Annotated in this window: 5 protein-coding genes; all 5 read right to left on the reverse strand. The window is 65.4% G+C overall.

What is annotated here, in order from left to right:
- Positions 1-60: 60 nt before the first annotated feature.
- The gene (locus AB4Y84_RS10720; RefSeq protein ID WP_442244208.1) at positions 61-807 is read right to left on the reverse strand and encodes a beta-ketoacyl synthase chain length factor; all 747 of its coding nucleotides are present in this window, start codon (positions 805-807) and stop codon (positions 61-63) included.
- A 229-nt stretch (positions 808-1,036) separates the two neighbouring features.
- Positions 1,037-2,050, reverse strand: coding sequence for a cytochrome d ubiquinol oxidase subunit II (gene cydB, locus AB4Y84_RS10725; protein WP_025878022.1), 1,014 nt, complete (start codon positions 2,048-2,050; stop codon positions 1,037-1,039).
- A gap of 1 nt (position 2,051) precedes the next feature.
- Positions 2,052-3,449 (reverse strand): cytochrome ubiquinol oxidase subunit I, encoded by a 1,398-nt coding sequence (locus tag AB4Y84_RS10730; protein ID WP_442244209.1) that lies wholly within the window; start codon positions 3,447-3,449, stop codon positions 2,052-2,054.
- Positions 3,450-3,578: 129 nt separating this feature from the next.
- Positions 3,579-4,778 (reverse strand): ABC transporter permease, encoded by a 1,200-nt coding sequence (locus AB4Y84_RS10735; RefSeq protein WP_442244210.1) that lies wholly within the window; start codon positions 4,776-4,778, stop codon positions 3,579-3,581.
- A gap of 1 nt (position 4,779) precedes the next feature.
- The coding region (locus tag AB4Y84_RS10740; RefSeq protein WP_442250112.1) for an ABC transporter permease at positions 4,780-5,996 on the reverse strand (1,217 nt) is incomplete at its 5' end.

Consider the following 5,996-nt stretch of genomic DNA (forward strand, 5'->3'; position numbering starts at 1 on the left):
GCAGGAAGCGGTGCAGGTCCAGCGCATGCGGCAACACGCCCGGCGAGGCGGCGCAGCGCCTCAGCCACGGCGGCGCCAGGACCAGCGTTGGCCCTGGGTCAGGTGCTGCAGCTGCGGATCCCCGGCCAGCAGGAAGCGGTGCAGGTCCAGCGCATGCGGCAACACGCCCGGCGCGGTCGGCTCGGCATCGCCGGCGACCTGCCAGGACAGCGAAAGATCGGTGCCGCCGGCAGTACCGGCGGGTGCCAGGCGCCAGCACCAGGCGAAGAACGGGTCGGGTTCGTCGGCGAATTCAGCGTAAACGTCGGGCAATGGGGACTCATAGACCACGATCCGCACTTCACTGGCACCATCACCGAGCAGGCCGACGGCCTCCAGGCACGCCGCTTCCACCGTCGACTGGCCAGCGGACAACGCCAGGTAGTTGCCCCGGTGGCCGCGGGCGATCGAATACAGCGCGGCGATCGCGTTGTGCACCGACAGGCCGAAGCCGGTGGGTGACAGCGGCTGATCGTCCACCAGCGAGCCCAGCAGGTCCATCGAACGGGCGACATCGCCATGGCGGCTGGCGAACACCAGCGGCACCTGGCTGTCAGCGCCCTGCCCGTCCTCGCACCAGCACGCGGCCTGGATCGCCATGCGGCCCAGGCGCTCGATCCGGCGGCGCTGCATGGCCGGAATCTCGGCCAGCGCCGGCGTGTCCTCACCCTGCGGCAGGAACGGTGCTCCGGCCCAGCCCATCCATTGGCTACGCTCGGTCAGGCCAGGCGCCCAGGCGGCCCAGTCGACAACGGAAAATTCGATCATTACCGGTGATGTTTCGATGGGCGAACGAGAGTCTCGAGCCATTACGGCGACACGCGGCTGCCCCCCATTCCTGCAGCCATGCATCCGTCCAGGACGTCGCCGGCTGCCCCCCTGGCTGCCGGAAAGGAGCGCACGCTAGCACGTCCGACACAGGGATGACATGTTTCACAAAGCACAACGGGGAGCGGTCAGCGACCGCCCCCCGCATGGACCGATCCAGCGAGCCGGTTCAGTGGTAGCCGGCGTCGGCGCGTACCTTGCCGCGGAACACCCGGTAGGACCATGCCGTGTAGCCCAGGATCACCGGCAGCAGCACGACCAGCCCCACCAGGGTGAAGCCCAGCGACGAGGCCGGCGCGGCGGCCTGCCACAGCGTCATCGACGGCGGCAGCAGGTACGGCCACATACCCAGCACCAGGCCAGCGAAGCCAAGCACGAACAAGGCCAGGCTGAGCAGGAACGGCGGCAGGTCGCGACGCGGATGGGTGGCGCTGCGCCACAGCGCGATGGCCACCGCCAAGGTCAGCAGCGGCACCGGCGAAAGCCACCAGAAGTTGCCGTCGCTGAACCAGCGGTCCATCAGCCGCGACTGCAGGAACGGCAGCCAGCTGCTGACCAGGCCCATTGCCGCGATCACCGCCACCACCAGCGGGCGGGTCATCTGCCGGGCCAGCGCCTGCACGCGGCCTTCGGTCTTCAGGATCAGCCAGGTGCTGCCCAGCAGTGCGTAGCCGGCTACCAGCGCGGCACCGGTCAGCATCGCGAACGGGCTGAACCAGCCGAACGCCCCGCCCTGGTACACGCCATCGACCAGCGGCAGGCCCTGCACCAGCGTGCCGAGGATCACGCCCTGGGCGAACGTGGCCAGCAGCGAACCGAGGCCGAACGCCACGCTCCACAGCCGCCGTGAACGGTGCGCCTTGAAGCGGAACTCGAAGGCCACGCCACGGAACACCAGCGCCACCACCAGCAGCAGCACCGGCAGGTACAGCGCCGACAGCAGTACGGCATACGCCTTCGGGAAGGCGGCCATCAGGCCAGCGCCGCCGAGCACCAGCCAGGTCTCGTTGCCGTCCCAGATCGGCGCGGCGGTGTTCATCATCAGGTCCAGCTGTTCCTCGTCCTCGGCGAACGGGGCGAGGATGCCGATGCCGAGCACGAAGCCGTCCAGCACCACATACATCAGCACGCCAAAGCCGATCACCGCGAACCAGGCCACCGGCAACCAGGTCATCAGGTCCATGTCAGCGCTCCTCCAGCGGTTCGTCGGCGGCCGACAGCGGCCGCGCCGGGGTGTGGCTGCCATGGTCCAGCGACGGGCCTTCGTCGTACGGCTGCGGGCCGTGGCGCAGGATCTTCACCAGGTACCAGATGCCCCAGCCGAACACGAAGGCATAGCCGACCACATAGACACCCAGCGACAGCGCGGTCATCCATGCACTCTGCGGGCCCACCGCATCGGCGGTGCGCAGCACACCGTAGACGACCCACGGCTGCCGTCCCATCTCGGTAACGAACCAGCCCGATATCAATGCGATGAAGCCACTGGGCAGCATCCAGTTCCAGCCGCGCAGCAGCCACGGCGAATCCAGCAGCTTCTTCCGCCACAGCTGGATGGCCGAGACCCAGGCCAGCACCAGCATCAGCGTGCCCAGCCCGACCATGATGCGGAAAGCAAAGAACACCGGCGTCACCGGCGGCCGCTCGCTGGCCGGCACCGACGTCAGCGGATCGAACGTACCGTCCAGGGTATGGGTGAGGATCACGCTGCCGAGCTTGGGAATGGCCACCTCGAAATCGTTGCGCTCTTCCTTCTCGTTGGGCAGTGCGAACACCACCAGCGGCACGCCCTCGCCCTCCTTGGTCTCATGCCAGTGCGCTTCCATCGCCGCGATCTTCATCGGCTGGTGCTTGAGCGTGTTCAGGCCGTGCATGTCGCCGACGAAGATCTGCACCGGCACGGTCAGCGCGGCGAACGCCACCGCCGCGATCAGCATGCGCCGACCCGCTTCCACGTGCGTGCCCTTGCGCAGGTACCACGCGCCCACGCCACCGATCACAAAGCAGGTGGTGATGAACGAGCCCAGCGCCATGTGCGCCAGGCGATAGGGGAACGACGGATTGAATACCACCTGCCACCAGTCCACCGGATGCACGATGCCGTTGACCATCTCGTAGCCGGCCGGCGTATGCAGCCAGCTGTTGGACGACAGGATCCAGAACGTGGAGAACAGCGTGCCCAGCGCCACCATGCAGGTGGAGAAGAAATGCAGGCGCGGCGAGACCCGGCCCCAACCGAACATCATCACGCCGAGGAAGCTGGCTTCCAGGAAGAACGCGGTCAGCACCTCATAGGTCAGCAGCGGGCCGATGACCGTGCCGGCCACTTCGCTCAGCCGCGGCCAGTTGGTGCCGAACTGGAAAGCCATGACGATGCCGCTGACCACCCCCATGCCGAACGACACCGCGAAGATCTTCTGCCAGAAGAAATACAGCTCGCGCCATACCGGCAGCTTGGTTCGTAGCCAGCGCCATTCGATGAAGGCCAGCCAGCTGGCCGTGCCGATGGTGAAGGCCGGGAACAGTACGTGGAAACTGATGACGAATCCGAACTGGATCCGCGACAACAACAACGCGTCCAAGGGACGCCTCCTGCCGGGTACGGGTGGGATACCGGACCACTTTAGGAGGATTTAGTTAAGGTGGGATGCGACCGGGTGACGCGCTGCTTCACTTTGTCGCAGGTGGAGGCGGGTTCTGGGATGAATGGGCTAAAGGGGCTTCAAGAGCGCCAGGGGCGCCTCCCGAACAGTACGCAGTGCCCTGGGAATCAGCGCGGCAAGGCTTGCCGTCATCACCAGCGCAACGGCGATCATCCCGCTCAGCCACGACGACATCCACATGCCGTCCTGTGGCGACCATACGAGATGAAGCGAAAGTGCCCCCAGCAAGGCGCCGGGAGTGGTGAAAACACTGACTTCGAAGATGATCTCGGAAAAGATTACGGACCCACGAGCACCCAGCGTGCGTCGGATGCCGATGGAGCGTCTTCTTCGATCAAGCCATGCGCCGACCACCCCGGACACTCCCGCCATCAGCACACCCAGGACCACCACGGCCATGAAGGCCAGCATGGCTGTCGTGAAGCGGTCCGCGCGAACGTATGCATCGCGGTATCCCGCCAAGGTATCAACGCCTGCCGGGTTCACGATGCGATAGGAGCGCCGTAGCGCTTCGACGGCGCGGTCAAGCAACACGCGGTCAACGTCCAGATCGGACTTCGTAAGGTAGTACCGGTTCGCGCCTGATGGAAAACCGGGAAACAACGCCCACTGTGAATCCCGATCATTTCCTCCCGGTGCGGGTCCAACGACAGACGAAAACACGCCCACAACGACCCTGCTGCTCCCGGGTCCGAAGTGCAGCCGACGTCCAACTGCGTTCTTTGCCCCGAAAAGATGGGTGGCAAGCGCCTCACTGATCAGCACCACATCGGCTGCATCGGCAGTTTCATGCTCCGTCGGGCTGCGTCCCAGAACGATACCCGCGCCCAGCATCGTCAACAGACCCGGGCTGGCAGTTATCACGGCAATACGATCGCAGCCTGCCACGTTACTCGTACCTGCGGCCATGGAATGCGCCATGGCCGCATCGCTGATGCAGGCGCCGTAGTGATGGGCTCTGCCCCCGAACGGGACCGAGTCGCTTGCCACGGTCTGCCGGACGCCGGGAAGCTGGATCGCAGACAGGTCGGATCGCACCATCGACGGCTCCACGCCTCCTTCGACGTCCGAGACGCGGATGACGCCAATCGATCCTGCATCTGGAATGCTGTTCATGTTCAGCTTTGAAAGACCGCCTACGGCGGATTGCAGGGCAACCGTGCACGCCAGACTGGCAAGCGCCGCCTGCACGAACAGCAGCGCCGCACGACCTGCCTGGTTCCGGACCTCTCGCATCGAATCCAGCATCTCAGGCAGCTCCCTTTGCGAACATCCGCGATAGTGAATTGCTCCGGCAGATATCCAGCGCTGGAATGAGTGCACAGAGCAGCGCTGTTGCAAACCCGAGACCGGCGGACATCAAAACTGCCCTTGCATCCCATGTGGTTATCGCGGACGGAAGCACATCGGCCGCAGCGACCAACAGCATGCCCGTCACGTACGCGGTAGCGGCCAGGGCCGCACTGGCCAATCCAGACCAGGCGCATTCCCACATGAGCTGGGCAAGTACATCCCGCCGCCGAGCACCCAGCGCACGACGTATTGCAAGCTCCCGGCGACGTGCCCCCAGGCTGAAGCCGAGCAGCGCTGCGGCATTGACAATGCAGACCACGAGCAGGAGCAGCGACAGCCGAAGCTGCATCTGGGTGCGGTCGGGTACGAGCCCTTGCCGGTCCAGCCATTTCACCAGCGGCCAAAGACCGACCTGATCGGTGTCCGGATGGGTCTGCAGACCCTTCGTGTGTGCATATCCGCGCAGCATCGCGCTGTACCCAGCTACATCGTCCGGTGTGGGCAACCAGGCCCACAACTGCAGCCAGGAAACCTGAGGCCCCGCGAGATCCACCCCCTCTCCTCCACCCCAGACCGTCATGCCATCGACCACGGTCAACTCGTCCGCGATGGCAGTTTCAATGGGCAGATAGATCTGGTCGGGCGCCACGAAGGGACGGCGCGTCACATCCCCTTGGAACATCGGCACTGGATGCCAGTTCTCCGCAACGCCGATGACCATGTAATTGCGCCTGCTCAGTTCCAGCTGATGCCCGATGCATCCCTTCGGGCACTCGACTGCCGCCAGCGCGTGCGACAGCACAGCGACCCGACTGCCAGACTGCCCTTCCTCCGCCGTCCATGGGCGCCCTTGGACGATGGTGATCCCGAGCACGTTGAAGATCTCCGGCGTTGCGTATCTGGCACGGAGTCTGGCGCTGAATTGTCCGGGCTTCAGAAGCGTCACGGCGCCGCCCGCCATGGCAGCCTGCGACCACGCCTTGCCCTGGTGCAGAAGTGCTTTGGCATCAGGCCAGGTCAGCGCTTGACCGGAATCGGGGGCTCCTGCTCGCTGAACGCTCGGCCGGCTGTCCAGGTGCGGGCGGAAAAGCGACTCACTACGACCGGGAGCCGGATCTGATGATGCCTGGAGAACAATGGACAGCATCACCATTGCGGTTCCCACGCCTACAC

The organism is Stenotrophomonas sp. 2YAF22, from assembly GCF_052114665.1.
GTDB lineage: Bacteria > Pseudomonadota > Gammaproteobacteria > Xanthomonadales > Xanthomonadaceae > Stenotrophomonas > Stenotrophomonas indicatrix.